Below are 20,866 nucleotides of genomic sequence, written 5' to 3'. Positions count from 1 at the left end.
CGGCGCTACGGTGGCGCCGGCCCGCCCAGCGACTTGATGTAGGCCAGCAAGGCATCCAGGTCCGCGGCGCTGAGTTGCTGCTGCGGCATCACGGGCGCGTAGCCCTTCACGACGCGCGCCCTGGGATCCATGATCGATTGCTTCAGGTACGCCTCGTCGGCCTTGACGGTCTGGCCATCGGCCATGGTTTCCATCCGGCCGTACAAGCCCTTCCAGCTGGGCCCGACGCCGGCGCTGCCATCCGCACTGTGGCAGGCCACGCAGCCGCGGGACTGCGCCAGCAAGCGCCCCTGGTGTCCGGGGTCGATGCCGGCGGCCACGTCCGGCACGACCCCGGCCGCCACGGCTGTCGTGCGGGCGCCGAACACGGGCTGGGCCGCCAGCCAGCTGGCGTAGGCGCCGGCATCCTCCACCACCACGTAGCTGCGCATATTGAAGTGGCCAATACCGCACAACTGCGCGCACAGCACTTCAAATTTCCCGGCCTTTTGCGGCGTGAACCAGAACGAGGTCACCATGCCCGGCACCATGTTCATGCGGGTGCGGAACTGCGGCACGAAAAAGTCGTGCAGCACGTCCTGCGAGCGCAGCATCACCTTCACCGGCCGGTTGATGGGCAGGTGCACTTCCTGGCCTTCGACCAGCACGTCGTCCTGCCCGTTGGGGTCGTCCGGGTTGATGCCGAAAGGGTTGGCGGCCCCCATGTAGCGCACGTCCGTCATACCGAGCTTGCCATCCTTGCCCGGCAGGCGGTAGTGCCACTGCCATTGCTGGCCCATCACCTCGAACACCATGGCATCGGCCGGCGGATGGATCAGCTTGGCGTACACGGACAGGCCCGGCGCCAGCAAGGCCACGATGCCCACCGTCGTCAGGCCCACCAGCCACGCTTCGAGCGCCTTGTTGCCATGTTCGGCGGCGGCGCGCCTGCCTTCGCGGTGGCGAAAGCGCAGCACGACATACGCGAGGAACAGGTTGATGGCGACGAACGCGACGGCCGTGATGACCAGGGTGAGCATGAGCGCGTCGTCCATCTGTTGCCAGTTGGACGCCACAGGTGTCTGCCACCACGGACTGGCCAGGTGAAAGGCCACGGCACCCGCGACGATCAGGATCAACACCAAGGGGAGCGCCATATCTGTGACCCCATGCCAGCCCGCTGGCGCAGTGAACACAACCCGGCCCGCCGCAACGCTAGCGTGGCTGCTCAGGCTGTTCCAGCTTCAGGTAGATGATGGCCGCCGACATGCCGAACACGACATGGCCGATGGCAGTGGGCCAGCCCCGCAGCTCGCGCACCCAGGTGAACGCGCCGGACATGCCGTAGAAATCGAGCAGGTACAGCAGCAGGCCGAACACGGCGCCCGCCAGCAAGGCCATGCCGGCACTGGAATCGAGGTGGAACGGCGCCACGATGGCCGCCAGCATGACCCCGAACGCCATCCCCAGCACATAGTGGATCACCAGCGCCCAGACGACGATACCGAGGCTGTAGCCGCTCGTTTGCAGCGCGTTCCAGCCCAGCACCATGGCCGCGATCATGTGCGACGTCAACCAGGGATCGCGTCCCGTACTGGCGGCCCACACGATTTCCAGCAGCATCAGGATACCGCCGGCGCCAAAACCCGCCACGGTGGCCGCGGCCCAGTCGGGCAGGCGCGCCTCCCAGCGGTGCGAATGCAGATGCAGTTCCATGACTCTCTCCTCCCCGCGGCAGGCGCCCCGCCACGCGACCGTTTGCACCGACGTCATGGGTTTAGTCTAGATCAAAATGCCAAACATGCAAATTTCACCAACCGCTGTGTCGCGCGGCAACTGTTGTGACGCGTTGCCGCCCGGCTAGCGCCGGCCGCTGCCGTGCGGCAGCAAGTGGCCATACTGGTCAAGGCAGGCGACCGCGATGTGCAGGCCCAACTGGCGGTAGCTTTCGAACTGGCTTTCGTCGAAAAACTGGTCGGCCGGCGACTGGTGCGGAAAGCTGGGATGGTTGCTGCTGTAGTTCAAGACGTCGACCGGCTCGTGGCGGGCCGCGCACAGGGTGGGCTTGATGTAGAGCAGCTCCCCCTCGGCGGCGCCGGAGCCGTACCGGATTTCGCCCCTGGCATGGCCGCAGGCGGGCAACGCGGGCGGGCACGCGCGCAAGGCGGCCAGGTCAATGCGGATCTCCACCCCGAAATCGATGCGGCACTGGCGGATCGCCCGGCCCAGGTCATCGAACCCGCGTTGGCTGTCCTCGCTCGCGTCCACCAGCAGGATCAGCCGGCAGCGCCGCCGCACCAGCTCGTAGATGCCCGTGTTGTCGAAATGGCCGCCGTCGGACAGGTAGACGAACGACGACTCGTCATTGGAATAACCGAACAATTCTTGCAGCAGGCACAGCAAGCCAAACCGGGGGCTGGCCCGCCGCCACAGCTTGCGGGCCGGATTGGGACTCCAGCGTCCTATGCGCACATTCAATAAAGTCATCAGGAACGCCAGCGCCGGACTGGTGGCCGCGCCCATGTTGGGGCTGGCGGCCGCGCCGGACGTGGCGGCCGCCATGCCCAGCGTGAATGCGCGCGTCTCGCCATTGCTGGCCGCGTACAGCCGCGTGGGCCGGTAGCCGGCCAGCGCGTCGTCCCCCTCGGCCAGCGCCTGCGCCGGCCGGACCAGCCTTTGCTTGGCCTGTTGCTCGGACGACACCCCCTGCGTGTGGCCCAGCGCGAAGCCCGCATGCAGGGCCGTCAGCGTGAACGAGGCGGCCTTGCGTTCCTGCCATGCCAGGTTCTTGCCTTGCGACAGGTTGAGTGTCGTGTTGATGATGTGCATGGGCCGCTGCACCGTCCCGGCGCCGGCCAGGCTGGACAGGGCAATGTCGTCGCCATCGTCGAAGCCCGTGAACGGCTGGGCCCGCCGATGGGGATTGCTGGCGCCCAGGTAACAGCGGATCAGCCGGGTCTTGTACATATTGTGCAGCGAGAACTTGTTGACATCGACCCGCAAGCCAAACACCAGCAACACGGCCACCACCGCGGCCAAGGCCAGCCACAGGAAGGGCAAGGGACCAGCTTGCGCCTGCAGCTGGCCGTGCAGGTCCGTCATCCGGGCCGCCACGTAGGCGTCCATGCCCGGCAGGCGAGCGGCCACGTCCAGATGCTGGCGCAACTGGCCGCCGGCTACCAGCACGCGCCAGTCCAGTTCGGCCAGGCCACCCGGCGCTTGCACCACCGTGCGCGTCAAGCGGCCCGCGCTGGCCAGCCCGACATCGGTGAGGCTGGCGGCCAGCGCCACGAAACCGAGCAGGAACAAGGCGGCCGCCAGCTTGGCCATGGTCAGCAGACGCAGGTGGCGGCGCGCATCGCCCCCGCCCTGGCGCGGCGCCAGCAGCAGGCCGATGAGACTGGCCAGCCAGCCGGCCCCGACCGCGCCGCGCAGCCACGGTCCGGCGTTGGCGTACGCCCATTCGGTGACCGCCGGCAGGTAGAACGCGCAGCCGTGCAGCGCCAGCCACGCCATGCCGATGATGAGGAACCAGGCGTTCATGCGGCTCCACCATTCGCGCGAGCGCTCGAAGTAGTTGCGCCCCACCAGCCCGACGAAAATGGAGCCGCCGGCGCCGAACACGAGCAGGAACAGCGCCGGGCCGAAGGTCAGCACGGCGGCCGCATGCGCCGTACCCGTCTCCCAGCCCACGCGGCCATGCAGCACGGCCAGCACCCCCATGCCGGCCGCGATGCCAGCCGCGCCCGCAGGCAGGAACACGGCCGATTCCAGCAGTGCCGCGCGCACGGCGCCCGCGCGCGCGTCACGCGGGCCAAAGCGCAGCCCATGGTACAGCTTGCACAGCAGCCAGCCCAAGCCCACCAGCAACAGCAAGCCGGCCGACCACCAGGCCAGCATGCGGTGGGCTGCGCCGTCGCGCTGGTCCGGGCCAAACAGCCAGAAACTGCCGCTGAGGGCGGCCAGCACGCCAGGCAACAGCACCGTCCACAGCACGGCCGGCGTGGTGGCCAGCCGGAAGCGGGCCACGCCGGGCGGCCGCTCCAGTTCCACCATGTTGGCCACCAGCACGGCCGGGAACACGCCCGCCCCCATCAGCCCGGCCGGGTAGCCCAGCGCCGGGGGCGCAGTATCGATCAGCGCTGTCACGTACAGCAGCGCCAGCCGCGGCAGCAACAGCAACAGGGCGAAGAAGGCCAGCACGATAATCAGGCTCAGCGTCACGTTGCGGGTCCAGATGGTGATCAGGGTCAGCGAATCGACGGAGAACAGCCCCACCCTGGGCGTCAGATAGTTGCTGTAGCGGCGCAGCCAGCTCACTTGTTCCGGCTCCGGCGTGTCCGGCGCGGCCCCATCCCCGCCGCCGGCCCGGGCCAGCGCCGCCTGCACCTGCTCCAATCCGGCCCGGTGTATCCAGGCGCTCAGCCAGGCGCCGATGTAGCCGCCGCCCGATACCGTGGACAGGTAATCGAACTGGCTCAGCGCCTGGCGCGCGGCCAGTGCCTGCAGCACCCCGAGGCCGAACGTGGCGCTGCGGATGCCGCCCCCGGACAAGGCCAGGCCCGCCCCCCGGGTCGCGCCCGCGCCCGCTCCCGCCCCCGCCAAGCCCAGCAGCGCATGTTCCTGCGCCTTGACGGCGTCAAAATCGAGCGGCTGCGGGCCCGCTATCGGGCCGGGCTGTGGGTCGGGATATGCATCGGGCTGTATCTGGTCCGCCATGTCCTCTACCCTTTCGCGATGCAAATAAGGGTAGCCATACCACGCCTGGCGGCACGGCGTATTGGCCTGGCATGGTACGTCGTTGCCCGGACTTGCCATATTTGACACAGATCAAACAAATTTAACCTTGACATTGTTATCCTGCACCATCGTGCATCGGTGCGCCGCGCCGCCGCCCTCCCCGTCAAGGAAAGCCAGCCACTGTGTCCCCGTCACCCGCGTCCGTCCCCGAGACAGCCATGGCCGCCGATGCCGCCACCAGCGCCGTGCTGCTGGCCGTGGCCGCCGACACGCCCGACGCCGCCCTGGCCCGCCTGCAAAGCGGCCCCGCCGGCCTGACGGCCCAGCAAGCCCAGCAACGGCTGCTCCAGCACGGCCCCAACGTGGTGGCACACGCCACCCAGCGTGGCGTGGTGGTGCGCTTTCTCAAGCTGCTGGCCAGCCCGCTGTCGCTGTTGTTGCTGGGGCTGGCGGTCGTCAATTTCGCCACCGGCGAAGCGTGGGGCGCCAGCCTGATCGCCCTCATGGTGGTGCTGTCGTCGCTGCTGGCCTTCTTGCAGGAGCACCGCTCCAACCAGGCGGCCGAAAAGCTGCGCGCCATGGTGCGCACCACCGTCAGCGTACTGCGCAGCGATGGCGGCAATGGTGGCGATGGTGGCGATGGTGGCGATAATGGGGCCAGCCAGGCCATCGACGTGCCGCTGGAACAGATCGTGCCCGGCGACGTCGTGCAGTTATCCGTGGGCGCCATCGTGCCGGCCGACGTGCGCATCCTGGCCTGCCGCGACCTGTTCGTGAGCCAGGCCGCGCTGACGGGCGAATCGATGCCGGTGGAGAAGCTGGCGCAAGCCGTGCCAGCCACCGTGCCGCCGCTCGAACTGGGCAATGTCGCCTTCATGGGGTGCACCGTGCTCAGCGGCAGCGCCACGGCGCTCGTGGTCGGCACCGGCGCCAACACCTGCTTCGGCCAGATCGCCGACCAGCTGGCCGGCGCCCGCGAACTGACCAGCTTCGACCTGGGCGTCAACAAATTCGTGTGGCTGATGATACGGGTAATGCTGGTCATGGTGCCGCTGGTGTTCCTCATCAACGGCTACAGCAAGGGCGACTGGCTGCAGGCGCTGCTGTTCGCGGTGGCCGTGGCCGTCGGCCTGGCGCCGGAGATGCTGCCGATGATCGTCACCATCAACCTGGCCAAGGGCGCGCTGGCCATGTCGGACAAGCAGGTGATCGTCAAGCGCCTGAACGCGATCCAGAACCTGGGCGCGATGGACGTGCTGTGCACCGACAAGACGGGCACGCTGACCCAGGACCGCGTGATCCTGGAAAAGCACGTGGACATCGATGGCGCCGACTCGGCCCGGGTGACGGAATACGCCTACCTCAACAGTTTCTACCAGACCGGCCTCAAGAACCTGCTGGACGTGGCCGTGCTCAAGTACGTGGACGTGCATGAACACTTGCAAGCCGACACCGCCTTTCACAAGGTCGATGAACTGCCGTTCGACTTCGAGCGGCGCCGCATGTCCGTCATCGTGCAACGGGCCGATGGCAGCCGTGTGCTGATCTGCAAGGGCGCGGTCGAGGAAGTGCTGGACGTGTGCACCCAGGCCGAACGCCAGGGCGGCGTGATCTCGCTGCAGGAGCACCACGGGATGGCGCTGGGGCGCGTGGTGCAGGACTTGAACGAGGATGGCTTCCGCGTGATCGCCGTGGCCTGCCGCGAACTGGCGCCCGAGGAACACGTGTTCGACAACCGCGCCGAGGCGGGCCTGACGCTGGTCGGCTACATCGCCTTCCTCGACCCGCCCAAGGATAGCGCGGCCGACGCCATCCGCGCGCTCAAGCACTACGGCGTGGCCGTCAAGGTGCTCACCGGCGACAACGAGGCGGTGACGCGCAACGTGTGCCGCCACGTGGGCCTGCCGGTCCAGGACGTATTGCACGGGGCCGACATCGACGCGCTGGACGAAGCGCATCTGGCCACGCGGGCCGTCCACGCCACCCTGTTCGTCAAGCTCAACCCGCAGCAGAAGGCGCGCGTGATCCGCGCCCTGCAAGCGCGCGGCCACGTGATCGGCTACCTGGGCGACGGCATCAACGACGGCGCCGCCCTGAAGACGGCCGACGTCGGCATTTCCGTCGACAGCGCGGTCGACATCGCCAAGGAATCGGCTGACATCATCCTGCTGCAGAAGAACCTGCTGGCGCTCAAGGATGGCGTGGTGGAAGGCCGCAAGGTGTTCGGCAACATCAGCAAATACATCCGCATGAGCGCCAGCTCCAACTTCGGCAACATGCTCAGCGTGCTGGGCGCCAGCGTGCTGCTGCCCTTCCTGCCGATGGCGCCGGTGCAGATCCTGTTCAACAACCTGCTATACGACGTGTCGCAAACGACGCTGGCCAGCGACCACGTGGACGCCGAATACCTGAAGCGGCCGCGCCGCTGGGACATCGCCAACATCGGCCGCGCCATGCTCGGCCTGGGGCCCATCAGCTCGCTGTTCGACTATGCGACCTTCGCCGTGCTGTGGTACGCCTGCGGCGCGGCCACGGCGCCGGCCCTGTTCCAGACCGGCTGGTTCATGGAGTCGTTGCTGTCGCAAACGCTGGTGGTGCACGTGCTGCGCACGGCCCGTGTGCCGTTCCTGCAAAGCCGCCCCAGCCTGCCGCTGCTGATGACCACCTCCGGCATCTGCCTGCTGGGCCTGTGGCTGCCATCGTCACCGCTGGGGCCGGCGTTGGGCTTCGTCCCGATGCCGGCACGCTACTGGCTGCTGCTGCCCCTGATCCTGGCCGGCTACCTGGCGGTGACCCAGGCCATCAAGAGCTGGCTCAGCCGTCGCTTCGGCATGCGTTAGGCAGCGCGCCGATGTCCAGTGTGAATTGTTAGCAATTTGATTTGGATCAATCATTTTTCAGAGCCATCTCACTACCATCAATCTTACCGTGCGCGCCCGTGCGCGAGAACCGAACCCACCAGGAGCTATCATGAAGAAAAATCACGTTCTGCCGCTCGCCCTGTCCCTGTTGCTGGCCGGCACCGCCAGCGCCGCCACGCCGGCCTCCGCGCCACCGGCCAAGCCCGCCCCGCAAGCGGCCAAGCCCGCGTTCGACGTGGATGCCCAGATCAAGGCCATGCGCGACATGCACGAGAAGATGATCCATGCCACGCCGGAGCAACGGCGCGCCTTGCAGAACGAACACATGAAACTGATGCAGGACAGCATGTCCATGATGAACCACATGGGCGGCTGCGGCATGATGGGCGGCCCCCAAGGCTGTGGCCCCCAGGGCGGTCCGCAAGGCGGCCCACGCAATGGTCCCCAGGGCGGGCCGGGCATGATGGGCGCTCGCCCCGGTCCTGGCCGCGACATGGAGCAGCGCATGGACATGATGCAGAACATGATGCAGATGATGATGGACCGCCTGGACCAGGCGCCGCCCGCCAAGTAAGCGGCCCGCCCACAACACTCACCTCAAGGGGAAACACATGTCGTACAAGACGATCCTGGTGCACGTCGAAAAATCGCAGCACCTGGCGGGCCGGGTGGCGCTGGCCGCGCAACTGGCCAACCGTGACGAGGCCCACCTGGTGGGCGCGGCCATGACGGGGCTGTCGCAGTTCATCTATCAGTGCGCGTCGATGGCGCCGGAGGCGGCCGTGGCGCCGGCCGACCTGAGCTTCCTGAACGAACGGGCCGATGCCGCGCTGGCCGCTTTCGAGGCCCAGGTGACGCAGTTGGGCGTGAAGTCGTTCGAACACCGCCGCATCGACGATGAGTCCGAAAGCGGGCTGACGCTGCAGGCGCGCTACGCCGACCTGGTGATCGTGGGCCAGACCGACCCGGACGAACCGGCGCCCAGCATCAACGGCGACCTGCCCCAGTACGTGATGCTGCACAGCGCCCGTCCGGTGCTGGTGGTGCCGTACGCGGGCAAGTTCGACAAGCTGGGCGAGCACGTGCTGCTGGCCTGGGATGGCAGTGCCGAAGCCACCCGCGCCATTACCTGCGCCATCCCCCTGCTGCGCCGGGCCAACAAGGTCACGCTGGCCGTGTTCAACCCCTACGCCGAGTACAACACCCACGGCGCCCAGCCAGGCGCCGACATGGCGCTGTACCTGGCCCGCCACGGCATCACGGTCGAAGTGCTGCAGCAGGCCACCGACCTCGACATCGGCAACGCCCTGCTGTCGCTGGCGGCCGACATCAACGTCGACCTGCTGGTGATGGGCGGCTACGGCCACTCGCGCGTGCGCGAGGTGGTGCTGGGCGGCGTCACCAAGACCATCCTGGCCGAGATGACGCTGCCGGTGCTGATGGCGCACTAAGCGCCGCCAGCACGCCTTGCGGCGTCAGCCGCGCGCCGCCAGCAGGCGGGCGGCGGCCGCCGCCAGGCCGGGCGCCACGTCGATGGCGTTGCTGGCGTGGGCCACCGTGTTGCAGGTGACGATGCGGCCAGACCCCGCCGCCTGCAGCGCGGCGTAGGCGTCGTCCGCGAACAGCGCGTGCACGCCCACGTACACGGGCGCCATGCCGCCAGCCCGCTGCAACTGGCCGCTGGCCGCGATCATGGTGCGCGCGGTGGACACGATGTCGTCCACCAGCACCGGGGTGCGGCCGGCCAGCAGCTGGGCCGCCGGCGCCGACACTTGCACCGCCCGGTCGCCGCTGCGCACCTTGCTCAGCACCGTGGACGGGCAGCCGGCCAGCGCCGCCACCTGCGCCACCCACTGGCCGCTCTCCTCGTCCGGCCCCACCACCACCGGCTGCGCCACGTTGGCCGCAATCCAGGCCGCGATGGCCGGCGCGGCCGGCACCACTTCCGTGGCGATGGTGTAGATCTGGTCCAGGCTGTGGAAGCGGTGCAGGTGGGGATCGACCGTCACCATGTAATCGCAGCAGCCGGACACGAGGCGGGCGAAATGGCGGGCCGTAATCCCCTGGCCCGGCGCGAACACGGCATCCTGCCGCATGTAGGGCAGATAAGGCGCGACCAGTCCCACGCTGCGCGCGCCCAATTCCCGCGCCACGCCGGCGGCCAGATAGAGCGCCATGAACTTCTCGTCCGGGCGATCCAGCGCCGCCACCAGCAGCACGTCTCGCCCCGCCACGCCGGGCGGGAAACGGGGGCACGATTCGCCATCCGGAAAGCGGTGGATCTCCAGCTCGCCCGTCTCGTAGGGCAGGCAGGCCGCCAACCGCGCCGCGAATGCCTGCGCGCCTGGCAGCGCCAGTAACATGGGACTCATTGCGGCTCCTCGATGGTGAACAGGTTTTCCTGCGATTCGGCATAGGCCAGCGCGTAGGCCAGTTCACCGGGCGACTCCGCGTGCAGCGTCAGCAGCGGCTGGCCGACGGCGACCCGGCTGCCCAGCGCCGCGTGCATCATCAAACCGGCCGCCGGCGCCAGCGGCGCGCCAGCCAGCTTGGCCAGCCGTGCCAGGCTGCGGTTGTCGATGGCCACCACCTGGCCCTGGTGCAGCGCCAGCAGCTCGTGCGTGTAAGCCGCGCGCGGCGGCTCACGCATGCCGCCCTGGGCCGCGCAGATCGCTTCCAGTTTCTTGTAGGCCGCGCCGCTGGCCAGCACCGATTCGGCCAGCGCCATGCCCTGCCCCGGCGCCGCCTTGCCACCCAGTTCCAGCAGGCGCGATGCCAACAGCAAGGCGCGCTGGCGCAGATCGTCCGGCGCGCCCGGCTCGTTGCGCAGCACGGCCAGCACATCCCATGCTTCCAGCGCCGGGCCGATGCCACGTCCCACCGGCTGCGAGCCGTCCGTCAGCACCGTGCTGACGGCGATGCCGAGCGCCTGGCCCACGTCCACCAGCCGTTTGGCGAGGCCCTCGGCGGCCGCCGCCGAGCGCACCTTGGCCGTGCGGCCGACGGGAATGTCGATCACCACATGGGTGGAGCCGGCCGCGATTTTCTTGGACAGCACGGATGCCACCAGCAAGCCATCGCTGTCGAGCCCCAGCGGGCGCTCGACCCGGATCAGCAGGTCATCGGCGGGACTGAGCGAGACGGCGCCGCCCCAGGCGATACAGCCGCCCTCCTTCTGCACCACGGCGCGCATCCTGGCCAGGTCCAGGCCGACAGGGGCCAGCGTCTCCATGGTGTCGGCCGTGCCGGCCGGCGACGTGATGGCGCGCGAGGACGTCTTGGGGATGGTCAGGCCGCAGGCGGCCACGATGGGCACCACGATCAGCGTGGTGCGGTTGCCGGGCAGGCCGCCCACGCAGTGCTTGTCCACCACGATCTCGCTGTCCCAGTGAAGGCGCTGGCCGACGGCGATCATGGAACGGGTCAGCGCGATGGTCTCGGCCACGTCCATCCGGTTGCCGGAGCAGGCCGTGATCAGGGCCGCCATCTCGATATCGGAATACTTGCCCTCGACGATATCCTGCACGATGCTGCTGGCCGCCTCGGCGCCAAGCGGGCGGCCATAGATCTTGGCCCGCACGGCAGAAAACGACAGCAGCGGCGGCGCGTGCCTGACCCGCACCGGATCGCCGTTGGCGCCGCCCAGCGCGCGCCAGGCCGCCTCCGACAGGCCCAGCTGGCAGCGCTCGATCAGGTTACCGTGCACCACGTTGAGGGTGGCCACGATGTGATGGTCGCCGCGCCACACTTCCAGGCGCGACTGGGCCTCGAAACCTTCCGAGCGGCAGATCGGACAATCGCTGCGCAGGAACACCACCGGCTCCTGGTAGGTGTCGATACCCAGCCGGTGCAGCTGCAATGCTTCGTGGGCGCGGCTCATGGCAGCTCCACCTGGTCACGGTACTCGGGCACCCGGCAATCCCAGTGCAGCTCCTCCTTGATGCGGCGGCGCAGCGCGTCGGCCGCCGGCGGTTCGCCGTGGGTGATGAAGGTGCGCTTGGGCGCCTTGCGGAAGTGACGCAGCCACGCCATCAGCTCATTGCCGTCCGCGTGGGCCGACAGGTTGTCGATCTGGCGCACCTGGGCGTTGAGCGGCACGTACTCGCCGTGGATCTTGATGGCCGGGACCCCTTCCAGCATGGCCGCGCCACGCGTGCCGCCGGCCTGGAAGCCAGCGAACAGGATGGTGTTGCGCGAGTCGCCCGCGAACGCCTTCAGGTGGTGCAGCACGCGCCCGCCGGTGGCCATGCCGCTGGCGGCGATGATCACCATCGGCACCTGGCGCTGGTTCAGCGCGATCGATTCCTCCACGCTGTTGACGATCTTGGCCGCGTGGCACATGGCTTCCGTGTCGTGCTTGTTCAAGCGGTGCTGGTGGCGGTAGCGCATGTACAGCGCAGTGGCGTCGGTGGCCATGGGGCTGTTCAGGTACACGGGCAGCACGTCGGGGATTTCGCCCTTCTGTTTCAGCTTGTAGATCTCGTACAGCAGCGACTGGGCGCGGCCCACGGCGAACGAGGGGATGATGGTCACGCCGCCACGGCTGGAGGTCTCGCGTATGGTCTGGCCCAGCAGGATGGCCGGATCGGCCGGATCGTGCACCCGGTCGCCATAAGTCGATTCGAGCACCAGGTAGTCCGTTTCCTCGATGATGCCGGGGGCGACCATGATGGGGTCGTGCAAGCGCCCCAGGTCGCCCGAGAACGTGAGCCGGCAGGAGGCCGAGCGGATCGTGACGATGGCCGCACCCAGGATGTGGCCGGCCATCGTCAGTTGCGCCGTCAGGCCGGGCACCACGTCGAACGCCTGGTCGAATGGCACGGGATGAAAGTAATCGAGCGCGCGGATGGCATCCGCTTCCGAGTACAGGGGCAGCGCCGGCGCGTGGCCCGTGTAGCCGTGCAGGTTGGCGTGCATGGCCTCTTCCTCGAGCAGGTGGCCGCTGTCAGGCAGCAGGATCTTGCACAGGTCGCGCGTGGCTTCGCTGCAATAGATCTTGCCGCGGAAGCCGTTCTTGACCAGCAGGGGCAGGTAGCCGCTGTGGTCCAGGTGCGCGTGGGTCAGTACGACGGCGTCGATTTCGTCCGGCGGGATGGGAAATTCTTCCCAGTTACGCAGCCGCAGCTGCTTGTAGCCCTGGAACAGGCCGCAATCGACGAGGATGCGCTTGGCGCCCGATTGCAGCAGGTATTTGGAGCCGGTCACGGTGCCGGTCGCTCCGAGGAATGTCAGTTTCATCTTCGCCTTCTTTCTTATTGCTGGTGCTGGCCGGCGCTCCCGGCCATGCAGAGCAATATGAGCGGATTTAAACGTCAAAACCTTGCGCTGGATCAAGTTCTTGATAATTCTCAATCAAGCTTCGAAAAATGGCAAAACTTTTTCACGCATGCGTCTTGCGCAAGACATGCCCCCAACGGAATGCAAAGTTTCCTGCTGGTGCAGCGCAGCTGGCTCGGTGATTTCGTTCGTTGCAGGTGCTTGCGCGCCCTATTTTTTGTGCGTATAGTTAGCCACATGGATAACTATCGAGTTGCGCTGGACGCGATCTTCCACGCCTTGTCGGACCCAACGCGCCGGGCCGTGGTGCACCGGCTGGGCGCGGGCCCGGCGACCGTCAGTGAATTGTCGGAACCCTTCGACATGGCACTGCCGTCGTTCATGAAGCACATGCGGGTACTGGAAGCGTCTGGCCTGGTCAGCAGCAGCAAGCACGGACGGGTGCGCACCTGTACGCTCGAACGGGACAAGCTCGCCAGGGCCGAACGCTGGTTCGAGGAACAGCGCGCGCTCTGGAGCAGCCGATACGAAAACCTGGACAACCTTTTGGAACAACTGCAAGGAGATGGCAATGGTAGCTAAGCTTCAATTCGATTTTGTGGCGGACAAGGAAAACAGCACCCTCACCGTGACGCGGGAATTTGCTGGCCCACGCCAGCTGGTCTGGGATTGCCATACGCAGAGCGCGTTGCTCGACCGCTGGTTTGCGCCCAAGCCACTGAGCACCAAGACCAAGCACATGGAATTCAAGGAAGGCGGCTACTGGCACTACGCCATGGTCACGCCCGACGGGCAGGCCTACTGGAGCCGCGTGGATTACCAGCGCATCCACCCGATCGACAGCTATTCGACACTGGATGGCTTCACCGATGAAACGGGTGTCGTCAATCCAGACATGCCGCGTTCGCGCTGGGATGTGACGTTTTCGGACCTGAAGGAACACACCCTGGTCACGACGGTCGTGCATTACAACTCGCCGGAAGACGTACAGAAAGTCATCGATATGGGCATGAAAGAAGGCATGGCGTCGACCCTGGAACGCCTCGATGAACTGTTGCTGACGCTGCGCGCGTGAAAGGCGGACGGGCTGATGGCTGGATCAGCCCGTCCGTCCGGGGGCGCCCCAGGGACCGAAGGGTTGCTCAGCGCCTTTATCATCCGCATTACCCGTCGCGAACGCCTCAAACAACTCAGCTGGCAATGGCTTGCTGAAGTAGTAGCCCTGAACTTCATTGCAGCCCTGCAAGCGCAAGAAGTTCAGCTGACTGGCCGTTTCCACGCCCTCGGCGATGGTTTGGATGCCGAGGCTGCTGGCCATGTTAATGATGGCCGTGACAATGGCGCGGTCCTCCGGGTCGTCAATGATGTCGCGGACAAAACCCTGGTCGATCTTGAGCTTGCAGACTTTGAATTGCTTCAGGTAGCTTAGACTGGCATAGCCTGTGCCAAAATCGTCAATGGACATGCGAATGCCCCGTTCGTGCAACTTGTCCATCACGTCTATGGCCGCCTTTGGATTATCCATGGCGGTCGCCTCGGTCAATTCCAGTTCCAGGAAGTGATGCGGCAATTTCTCTTCCGCGAGAATGCGATCGATCAGCTCCGGGAAATTCTTCTGGCGAAATTGAACCGCGGACAAATTCACTGCCATGACCATCGCCGGCAGCTGCTTATCGAACCAGACTCTCAATTGCCGGGCCGCGGTGCGCAACACCCATTCACCGATCTGGATAATCTGGCCGGTGCTCTCCGCGATCGGGATGAATTCTGAAGGAGCAATCATCCCCATTTCAGGATGCGCCCACCGCAGCAGCGCTTCCACGCCGACGATGCGGCCGTCCTGTAAGGAAAATTGCGGCTGGTAGTGCAGCTGCAATTCATCGCGTTCCAGCGCGTGCCGCAACATATTGGCCAGCTTCAAGTTACGGGCCGAATGGGCTTGCATCTCGGAGGTATAGAATCGGAAGCCGTTGCGTCCCTCGCGTTTGGCGCGATACATGGCCGCGTCGGCATTTTTCGACAGCGATTCCAGATTCGCCCCATCGTGCGGATAGATGGCGATCCCGATGGACGGCGTCACAATCAATTCATGTGGCGCGATATGGCATGGCTGGGCAACGACTTCTATCAATTTCGATGCCACCAACGCCGCACCATCGGCATCGGCGTTCGGAAGAATCAAGATATATTCGTCTCCCCCCTGGCGAGACAGCGTGTCTTCTTCGCGCAAAATGGACTTGATGCGCGTGGCCACTTCCATCAGGACTTGATCTCCGACGTTATGCCCCAGGGTGTCATTGATGTCCTTGAAATTATCCAGGTCAATGAACATCACCGCCAATGTCTCGCCGCTCCGCTGCGCCAGACTGAGGGTGTATCTGAACCGGTCATTCAACAAGGTCCGATTGGGCAGGCCGGTGAGTTGGTCGAAGTGCGCCAGCCTTACGATCCGCTCATTTGAAAGTTTGCTTTCCGTGATGTCGTGCATGGTCGCCACCACACGATAGGGCTTGGTCTCGCCTTCCTTGAAGATGGGCTGGACGTTGATCGAAATCCAGGTCAATCTCCCATCGGGTTTGTGAATCCCCATGACGACATTCGATTGCGGCAATCCGGTTCTCAACGTTTCAACCACCGGATGCGTCTCGCCGGGAAATGGCGATCCATCCTCATGGATGGGGTACCAATCGGGGTCGAACGAGGTTTTGCCCCTGAGTTGATCCTCAGTCAGGCCCAGTATCCGTTCGGCGCTTTTGTTGAAGGTGATGATTGCGGAGTGCTCGTCCTGCAATGTCACGCCTTCCTCCATCGCAGCCACCAAGAGACGATACTGCGCTTCACTCTCCGCGAGTAATTGCTCTGATTTCTTGGATTCGCTGAGGTCGCGGACGATCAGAATGGTTCGAACTTGTTGCTCATCATCGACAAACTGTTCCGAACTGGCCTCGCCGAAGAATCGCGTTCCGTCTCCGCGGACAAGAACAAGCTCTGCCCGCGCCCTGCCATGACGGGCCCGCTCCGCGAGAAAGTCAGCGAGACGCGGCGAGCTTGCATCCACCAAGCCATAGCGCCCCACTTTGCAGATTTCTTCCTCGGTACGCTGAAACAATTTGCACGCGGCAGGATTGGCCGCCAGGACAACACCCTCGGGGGTGGTAAAGAACACTGCCTCCATGCTGTGTTCAAAAACCGCGCGGTACAGCCTTTCAGAGTGCATCATGCATTGCTCCAAATACGAATTCCGCCTAGTCGCTTTTCCTGGAAGGGCTCACTGCCGTATGCTCACTGAGAAGATTATCTTGTAGATTGATACCTTTTGACAAATTTTTTGCAGACAGGAGGGGGCAAGCAGCGAACGGCAGACTTTATGAATGGTATAAATTATTTATCCCGTTCGTGCATCGCATATTTACGATTGATTTCCGGCATCGCGGCGGTGAATCGGCACGATTCTTCTGGACAATCTTGAGCCATCATTCCAGGCGGTCCAGGGAGTACGTCCGGGTAGAACGATCGAACTGGTGGCGGCTACAATTCTTGATAGACCCACGCCTGGCTGTACAAGCTAATACCTGGCGGATGAAACCCCACGATACCGAGGCCATTGCCGGCAGCACGCTTCCACGCATCCCCGCACCGCATGACATACTCAATGGGCTCCAAACGGCATTTGGCCAGGTGTATTTATCAGGTCTATCGAAGTCGGTCGTGCGCTGGCGCCCGCTGGGCAACTTCTGCCGCATCGTGACAAACCGTGAACTTTGCATGCGAGCAAGATGTTATCCTGACTATTTTCGGCCGCGTTCGGCCAAAAGCTGCCGTCTATGACTTTTGATATTTCTTGTGATATGCCAGTAAATAATAGAATGAAACTCAGTAAGACTATTTGTATCGTGGGGTTGTCCGTCGTGCTCGCGTTAGCTTCGTTCCTCCTTGTTTCCGCTCTTTTTGTGGACTTCAATTTATGGGCAAAGACATTGCCTATAGCACCGGTGAGGCTGCTGCCCTCAATCCTTGCGGCAACGAGCGGACTATTTGTCGCGATAGGTGCGTTTGCTCGGCATCGGATGAAGTCATTTGACTCGAATAATTGACAACATTAGCGATTCTGGAATACCGGAGCTAAATTGGAGAGCTGGTGTCGTTGACTGAATTCGGCCACCAGCGGACCTTATTGATATTAGTTTTTTTCCTCGAAACCATGCAGGTATTGGCACATGGATTCTGATGGTAAATTTGTCGGAGCCGGTGCATCAATAGGATCTGGACTACCGGGAGGCATGTCGGGTTTTAAAGATATGTCTAGACCAATTACTGCGGAGGTGTTATTGGTTTTTTCAAGAAAAAAACCAATTCATGTGAGAAGAAATATCATGAAAATCTCCAAAAAAATTAGACTTTGCTATTTTTTAATAGTTTGTCTGGCCTCACTATTTGGTGCCTTGGCTGCCAATTTTGGAGGAATTTCCATAGGCGTTGCGGTGATCATGATCCCGTTGCTTGTCCTTTTTGCGGCGATATATTCTGGCACGGCGTTATGTCCACGCTGCGGAAAAAGTGTTTTTGGATCTGCAAATGACGCTCGTGACATGAACCCATACTATCAAATTGTTTGGCACGGAAGATGCGGCTCTTGTGACGAAAAGATCTAACATTACGACCGGGTTGTCCAGGGGCTGGACGTTGCTGCGCTGCCGGATTGGCCGTTGACGGCCAGCAGCTGTCGCTCGTTGGCGAGTGAGCCAAGGCAGTTCTGCTATTCGAACACACTCGTAGTCATAGAGCTCTCTCGCATGCAAAGGCCAATAAAAAGTAGCATCCCAAATCGTTATCAAGTATGATTGCAAATCAAATAACTGTAAAATTTTGATAATATCTTAAAACGATGGGGAAAACTCAATGAAAGTCATCCGATCATTTGCCGTTGGTGTCCTCACCATGGTTGTACTTACGGCGCAGGCGCAGACTTGGACCGTCACCACTTCCGGGATTGTCGATTACGGATTTGATACAACTGGTGTATTTGGCATGGCCGGTCAAAATCTGGAAGGCATGTCATTTTCGCAGGCCATTACCGTCAGCACCGATACCGATTATTACCAAGGAGAGAGGCAGTTTGGTGGCGAGCATTATACGTATGGGTGGGGTCCCGATTTCAAGGACGTTGTGACCGTTAGCGGTCACAGTGTGACGTTTTACGCCTCCAGACCGGCCGAAGGCATGCTGATGGTGACAACTGACGATGCACTATCACCGGCAGGCTTGCTCACTCAACACAGTAATGATTACATTAACGTGGAGAATCAAATCAGTAAAAACATAAAAGACCCAAACCGATCTTTTCTCACGACCAATGGTTTCGACCAGAATTTCGCTTTGGCATTGGACTCTTCCTTTAGCGGCAATGCACGATTCTCCATTTACGACGAGCGCGTCGCTAATTTCTCGTCTCAGCACATCGACACTTTCACCGTCACCTCGTCGGTGCCAGAACCTCAGGGTAACGCAATGTTCGTCGGTGGGCTGATTCTTCTTGCGTTATGGCAACGTCGAAAAAAGAAGTATAGCTCGGCCCCTTAGTAGCCTAGCCGAAAGTCAACGACCAGAAAATATGCTGCTGGCCAAATTAAGAAGTATGAGGCTAGCTGCTACTTAACTATAGGCGAGTGACCACTTTGGAAGGCAGTAGCCGGCCAGGAGCTGCCGCTCGTCGCGTGACAAAGGGCGGATTTTCCTGAGGTTTTAGATGATATGCTCTCGCGGAATAACATTCAATTTCATTGAGGAGCGGCTGTGCGGAAAATTGTTGCTAGTATCTTCTTTGTATTTTCTGCGGCATGCGCCTCTGCCGCACAACCAGATTCAGATGCCATCGACAAGGCAAACAAATCAGCACAAAGCTGGCTTGCTCTTGTCGATACTAAGCAGTACGCAGCTACTTGGGAGCAAGCGGCACCACCTTTTAAGGCGGCAATTACAAAGTCAGATTGGGAAAATGCCGTGGCAGCTGCGCGTTCTCCGGTTGGTGAACTAGAACAGCGTGTCCTAATTTCAGCGTCGTACACGGAGGAGTTACCATCTGCGCCCCGCGGTCAGTACGTGGTTATTCAGTACAAGTCTAAATTTTCAAAAAAGCATACGGCAGTCGAAACGATAACCCCGATGAAGGGCCCGGATGGCACATGGCGCGTATCAGGATATTTCATCAAGTGAAGTCAACAAGCTGATTCAACAGCCGAATGCGGCCAGAAGCGGCCCTAGGCAATCAGGAATTATTTGTAAACAGTTGCTCTAGTTTCACCTTCACTAGTCGCTAAGCCATAGCTGTTGCGGAGCAAAAAAATTTGATGGCGCATTCGACTCTGACGCCAACACATAACCGCTATACATCCTGTCACCACCTGCTTTGCACATCAACAAAATCAGAAACTTAAAACTAATTTGGGAGGGGCAGATGTTCCATCAAGATGCGTGGCCGACCCTGGGGCATTACGTATATGCGTTATTTGACCCAAATAGACCGAATCTGCCTTTTTACGTTGGGAAAGGGGTAGGAAATCGTGTCTTCGCACATGCGCAAGGTCAGATTGTGCGCCTGGAGTCGGATGATGTTATGTCGGCCAAGCAAGAAGTTATTGCGAAAATCATAAAATCGGGCAAAGAAGTAATGCATAAAATTGTTCGTTATGGGATGTCGCATGAGGAAGCGATAAAGGTAGAAGCTTCCCTTATTGACATGGTTAATCATATCGAACCAGAGGCGTTGACAAACGAAATATCCGGTCATGGAGCGGCCGAAGGAATCATAGATGCGCGTGATTTAAAAACCGCGTTGCACGCAGAAAAATTTGATAATTTTGAAGAGACTCCATTGCTGATAATTAAGATTGAACGCAAATGGAGCGAACTGCTGGAGAATTGCAACAATAGCGCCGCGAGCATTGAACGCTCTGATATCTTCGATGCTGTGAAAGGTAACTGGGTATTAAGTATTAAGCGAGCCAGCCAAGCTGCTTGTGTGCTCGCGGTAGCACGAGGAATAGTTCGCGGTGTTTTCGTGCCGTCGGGCTGGGAGGAAAGCAATAACAAGAAACGAAAGAAAATGACAGGCGAGTCGGATGCGGCTAGATATCAATCCTTTGTTGGCAAGTCGGTTGCTCACCTATACACAGGCGGAAGTCAAAACCCGATCAAATACATTTGTTGCTGATATGCATTTGTCGGTACTCGGGCATAATGAGCCAATCAAACAAAGCGCGGCGGATTTTGTTGGACCGAAATAAGAACCGATAACTAGATTGGAACGAATGCGGCGCCAACACGAGGACGGACACTGCTGGACTTGATAGTAGGGGGTGGCTCGCCATACCGCCGCTGAGTTTAGTGTAGCATAAATTTGCTCGAGTGCCTTACCATCATGGAGGTACACTTTGCGCGGCGCTTCGGCGCCAGTTAAGTCAAACGTTGATATCACTGGTAAAATCCGGCCACAAGCCGATGCTCAGCAAATCACGCAGACAATGTTATGTAAATATTGATTTTGAGGTTTCAAAATGCCCGACATTACTATCATTGCTGCTGCGCTGAATAGTCTTAAGACGGCAACAGACATCGTCAAGTTCTTGCGCGAGAGTGATTTATCGCTTGAGCGCGCTGAACTTAAACTTAAGCTCGCCGATCTGGTGGGAGCTCTTGCCGATACCAAGCTTGAGCTTGTCGAGGTTCAGGATACGCTTTCCGAAAAAGACAAACGTATCGTCGAATTGGAGGAAGCGTTTCAAAGCAAGGACGCCTTCGTGCGCCACTATGATGCCTATTACGTAGCAGACAATTGCGGCAATCCGACAGGGATCCCTTATTGCTTGCGGTGCTGGGAGAACGATCATAAGAAACGCCAGCTAGTGCATGATGCAAGGGACCACCAAACACGCGTGTGCACATCCTGCGGACATCGTTACGAGGGGCGTATGGTTGGAACTATTCAGCCCCCCCCCAAGGCCCCATAGGCA

General features: G+C 61.9%; 17 protein-coding genes. 10 read left to right on the top strand and 7 right to left on the bottom strand.

Features of this window, described 5'->3' with window-relative positions:
- Positions 1-5: 5 nt before the first annotated feature.
- The 3 genes from H3H36_RS01360 to H3H36_RS26640 all read right to left on the bottom strand — a co-directional run bounded on the left by H3H36_RS01360 (position 6) and on the right by H3H36_RS26640 (position 4,698).
- Positions 6-1,136, bottom strand: coding sequence for a cytochrome c oxidase subunit II (locus tag H3H36_RS01360; protein WP_182213177.1), 1,131 nt, complete (start codon positions 1,134-1,136; stop codon positions 6-8).
- A 58-nt stretch (positions 1,137-1,194) separates the two neighbouring features.
- Positions 1,195-1,695 carry a hypothetical protein gene (locus tag H3H36_RS01355; RefSeq protein ID WP_182213176.1) on the bottom strand — a complete coding sequence of 167 codons (501 nt, stop codon included), beginning with the start codon at positions 1,693-1,695 and terminating at the stop codon, positions 1,195-1,197.
- A gap of 144 nt (positions 1,696-1,839) precedes the next feature.
- Positions 1,840-4,698 carry a patatin-like phospholipase family protein gene (locus H3H36_RS26640; RefSeq protein WP_220459556.1) on the bottom strand — a complete coding sequence of 953 codons (2,859 nt, stop codon included), beginning with the start codon at positions 4,696-4,698 and terminating at the stop codon, positions 1,840-1,842.
- A gap of 239 nt (positions 4,699-4,937) precedes the next feature.
- On the opposite strand from H3H36_RS26640, the gene mgtA reads away from it, so the two are divergent.
- From mgtA to H3H36_RS01335, 3 genes are all read left to right on the top strand, one after another.
- Positions 4,938-7,559: a magnesium-translocating P-type ATPase gene (gene mgtA, locus H3H36_RS01345; protein WP_182213175.1), complete on the top strand. Its 2,622-nt coding sequence runs from the start codon at positions 4,938-4,940 to the stop codon at positions 7,557-7,559.
- 130 nt (positions 7,560-7,689) lie between these two features.
- On the top strand, positions 7,690-8,154 hold the full coding sequence (locus H3H36_RS01340) for a hypothetical protein (protein WP_182213174.1): 465 nt from the start codon (positions 7,690-7,692) through the stop codon (positions 8,152-8,154).
- 37 nt (positions 8,155-8,191) lie between these two features.
- Entirely contained in the window at positions 8,192-9,031 is an 840-nt protein-coding gene (locus tag H3H36_RS01335) for a universal stress protein (RefSeq protein ID WP_182213173.1), read from the top strand.
- Positions 9,032-9,055: 24 nt separating this feature from the next.
- Here H3H36_RS01335 and H3H36_RS01330 read toward each other — a convergent pair whose 3' ends face one another.
- Genes H3H36_RS01330 through H3H36_RS01320 form a run of 3 tightly spaced genes read right to left on the bottom strand, consistent with a single transcriptional unit; the run spans position 9,056 to position 12,818 of the window.
- A complete protein-coding gene (locus H3H36_RS01330) occupies positions 9,056-9,952 on the bottom strand; it encodes a ribose-phosphate diphosphokinase (protein WP_182213172.1) in 897 nt (298 codons plus the stop codon).
- Positions 9,949-11,460 carry a thymidine phosphorylase family protein gene (locus H3H36_RS01325; RefSeq protein ID WP_182213171.1) on the bottom strand — a complete coding sequence of 504 codons (1,512 nt, stop codon included), beginning with the start codon at positions 11,458-11,460 and terminating at the stop codon, positions 9,949-9,951. The genes H3H36_RS01330 and H3H36_RS01325 overlap by 4 nt, the downstream gene beginning before the upstream one ends.
- Complete coding sequence (locus H3H36_RS01320; protein WP_182213170.1) at positions 11,457-12,818, bottom strand: MBL fold metallo-hydrolase RNA specificity domain-containing protein; 1,362 nt, start codon at positions 12,816-12,818, stop codon at positions 11,457-11,459. The genes H3H36_RS01325 and H3H36_RS01320 overlap by 4 nt, the downstream gene beginning before the upstream one ends.
- Positions 12,819-13,094: 276 nt before the next feature.
- Between H3H36_RS01320 and H3H36_RS01315 the strand changes: the two genes are divergently transcribed.
- Positions 13,095-13,439: an ArsR/SmtB family transcription factor gene (locus tag H3H36_RS01315; protein ID WP_182213944.1), complete on the top strand. Its 345-nt coding sequence runs from the start codon at positions 13,095-13,097 to the stop codon at positions 13,437-13,439.
- Complete coding sequence (locus H3H36_RS01310) at positions 13,429-13,932, top strand: SRPBCC family protein (protein ID WP_182213169.1); 504 nt, start codon at positions 13,429-13,431, stop codon at positions 13,930-13,932. Before H3H36_RS01315 ends, H3H36_RS01310 begins: the two co-directional genes overlap by 11 nt.
- A gap of 24 nt (positions 13,933-13,956) precedes the next feature.
- Here the strand turns inward: H3H36_RS01310 and H3H36_RS01305 are convergent, their stop codons facing one another.
- Positions 13,957-16,077, bottom strand: a complete 2,121-nt coding sequence (locus tag H3H36_RS01305; protein WP_182213168.1) for a sensor domain-containing protein — start codon at positions 16,075-16,077, stop codon at positions 13,957-13,959.
- Positions 16,078-17,074: 997 nt separating this feature from the next.
- On the opposite strand from H3H36_RS01305, the gene H3H36_RS01300 reads away from it, so the two are divergent.
- The 5 genes from H3H36_RS01300 (at position 17,075) to H3H36_RS01280 (ending at position 20,863) form a co-directional block, all read left to right on the top strand.
- Complete coding sequence (locus tag H3H36_RS01300; protein ID WP_182213167.1) at positions 17,075-17,509, top strand: hypothetical protein; 435 nt, start codon at positions 17,075-17,077, stop codon at positions 17,507-17,509.
- 247 nt (positions 17,510-17,756) lie between these two features.
- On the top strand, positions 17,757-18,437 hold the full coding sequence (locus tag H3H36_RS01295; protein WP_182213166.1) for a hypothetical protein: 681 nt from the start codon (positions 17,757-17,759) through the stop codon (positions 18,435-18,437).
- A gap of 213 nt (positions 18,438-18,650) precedes the next feature.
- On the top strand, positions 18,651-19,070 hold the full coding sequence (locus H3H36_RS26815; RefSeq protein ID WP_182213165.1) for a DUF4019 domain-containing protein: 420 nt from the start codon (positions 18,651-18,653) through the stop codon (positions 19,068-19,070).
- Between the two features lie 241 nt (positions 19,071-19,311).
- Positions 19,312-20,067 carry an LEM-3-like GIY-YIG domain-containing protein gene (locus H3H36_RS01285; RefSeq protein ID WP_182213164.1) on the top strand — a complete coding sequence of 252 codons (756 nt, stop codon included), beginning with the start codon at positions 19,312-19,314 and terminating at the stop codon, positions 20,065-20,067.
- A gap of 343 nt (positions 20,068-20,410) precedes the next feature.
- Entirely contained in the window at positions 20,411-20,863 is a 453-nt protein-coding gene (locus H3H36_RS01280) for a hypothetical protein (RefSeq protein WP_182213163.1), read from the top strand.
- Positions 20,864-20,866 lie beyond the last annotated feature (3 nt).

It is taken from the genome of Rugamonas fusca (genome assembly GCF_014042365.1).
In the GTDB taxonomy this organism is placed as follows: domain Bacteria; phylum Pseudomonadota; class Gammaproteobacteria; order Burkholderiales; family Burkholderiaceae_D; genus Rugamonas; species Rugamonas fusca.
This window is presented reverse-complemented; position numbering and strand designations above follow the sequence as displayed.

Coding starts and splice junctions, on each gene's coding strand:
- H3H36_RS01360 (WP_182213177.1), bottom strand. CDS start 1,136: ATGGCGCTCCCCTTGGTGTTGATCCTGATCGTCGCGGGTGCCGTGGCC.
- H3H36_RS01355 (WP_182213176.1), bottom strand. CDS start 1,695: ATGGAACTGCATCTGCATTCGCACCGCTGGGAGGCGCGCCTGCCCGAC.
- H3H36_RS26640 (WP_220459556.1), bottom strand. CDS start 4,698: ATGGCGGACCAGATACAGCCCGATGCATATCCCGACCCACAGCCCGGC.
- mgtA (WP_182213175.1), top strand. CDS start 4,938: ATGGCCGCCGATGCCGCCACCAGCGCCGTGCTGCTGGCCGTGGCCGCC.
- H3H36_RS01340 (WP_182213174.1), top strand. CDS start 7,690: ATGAAGAAAAATCACGTTCTGCCGCTCGCCCTGTCCCTGTTGCTGGCC.
- H3H36_RS01335 (WP_182213173.1), top strand. CDS start 8,192: ATGTCGTACAAGACGATCCTGGTGCACGTCGAAAAATCGCAGCACCTG.
- H3H36_RS01330 (WP_182213172.1), bottom strand. CDS start 9,952: ATGAGTCCCATGTTACTGGCGCTGCCAGGCGCGCAGGCATTCGCGGCG.
- H3H36_RS01325 (WP_182213171.1), bottom strand. CDS start 11,460: ATGAGCCGCGCCCACGAAGCATTGCAGCTGCACCGGCTGGGTATCGAC.
- H3H36_RS01320 (WP_182213170.1), bottom strand. CDS start 12,818: ATGAAACTGACATTCCTCGGAGCGACCGGCACCGTGACCGGCTCCAAA.
- H3H36_RS01315 (WP_182213944.1), top strand. CDS start 13,095: ATGGATAACTATCGAGTTGCGCTGGACGCGATCTTCCACGCCTTGTCG.
- H3H36_RS01310 (WP_182213169.1), top strand. CDS start 13,429: ATGGTAGCTAAGCTTCAATTCGATTTTGTGGCGGACAAGGAAAACAGC.
- H3H36_RS01305 (WP_182213168.1), bottom strand. CDS start 16,077: ATGATGCACTCTGAAAGGCTGTACCGCGCGGTTTTTGAACACAGCATG.
- H3H36_RS01300 (WP_182213167.1), top strand. CDS start 17,075: ATGGATTCTGATGGTAAATTTGTCGGAGCCGGTGCATCAATAGGATCT.
- H3H36_RS01295 (WP_182213166.1), top strand. CDS start 17,757: ATGAAAGTCATCCGATCATTTGCCGTTGGTGTCCTCACCATGGTTGTA.
- H3H36_RS01285 (WP_182213164.1), top strand. CDS start 19,312: ATGTTCCATCAAGATGCGTGGCCGACCCTGGGGCATTACGTATATGCG.
- H3H36_RS01280 (WP_182213163.1), top strand. CDS start 20,411: ATGCCCGACATTACTATCATTGCTGCTGCGCTGAATAGTCTTAAGACG.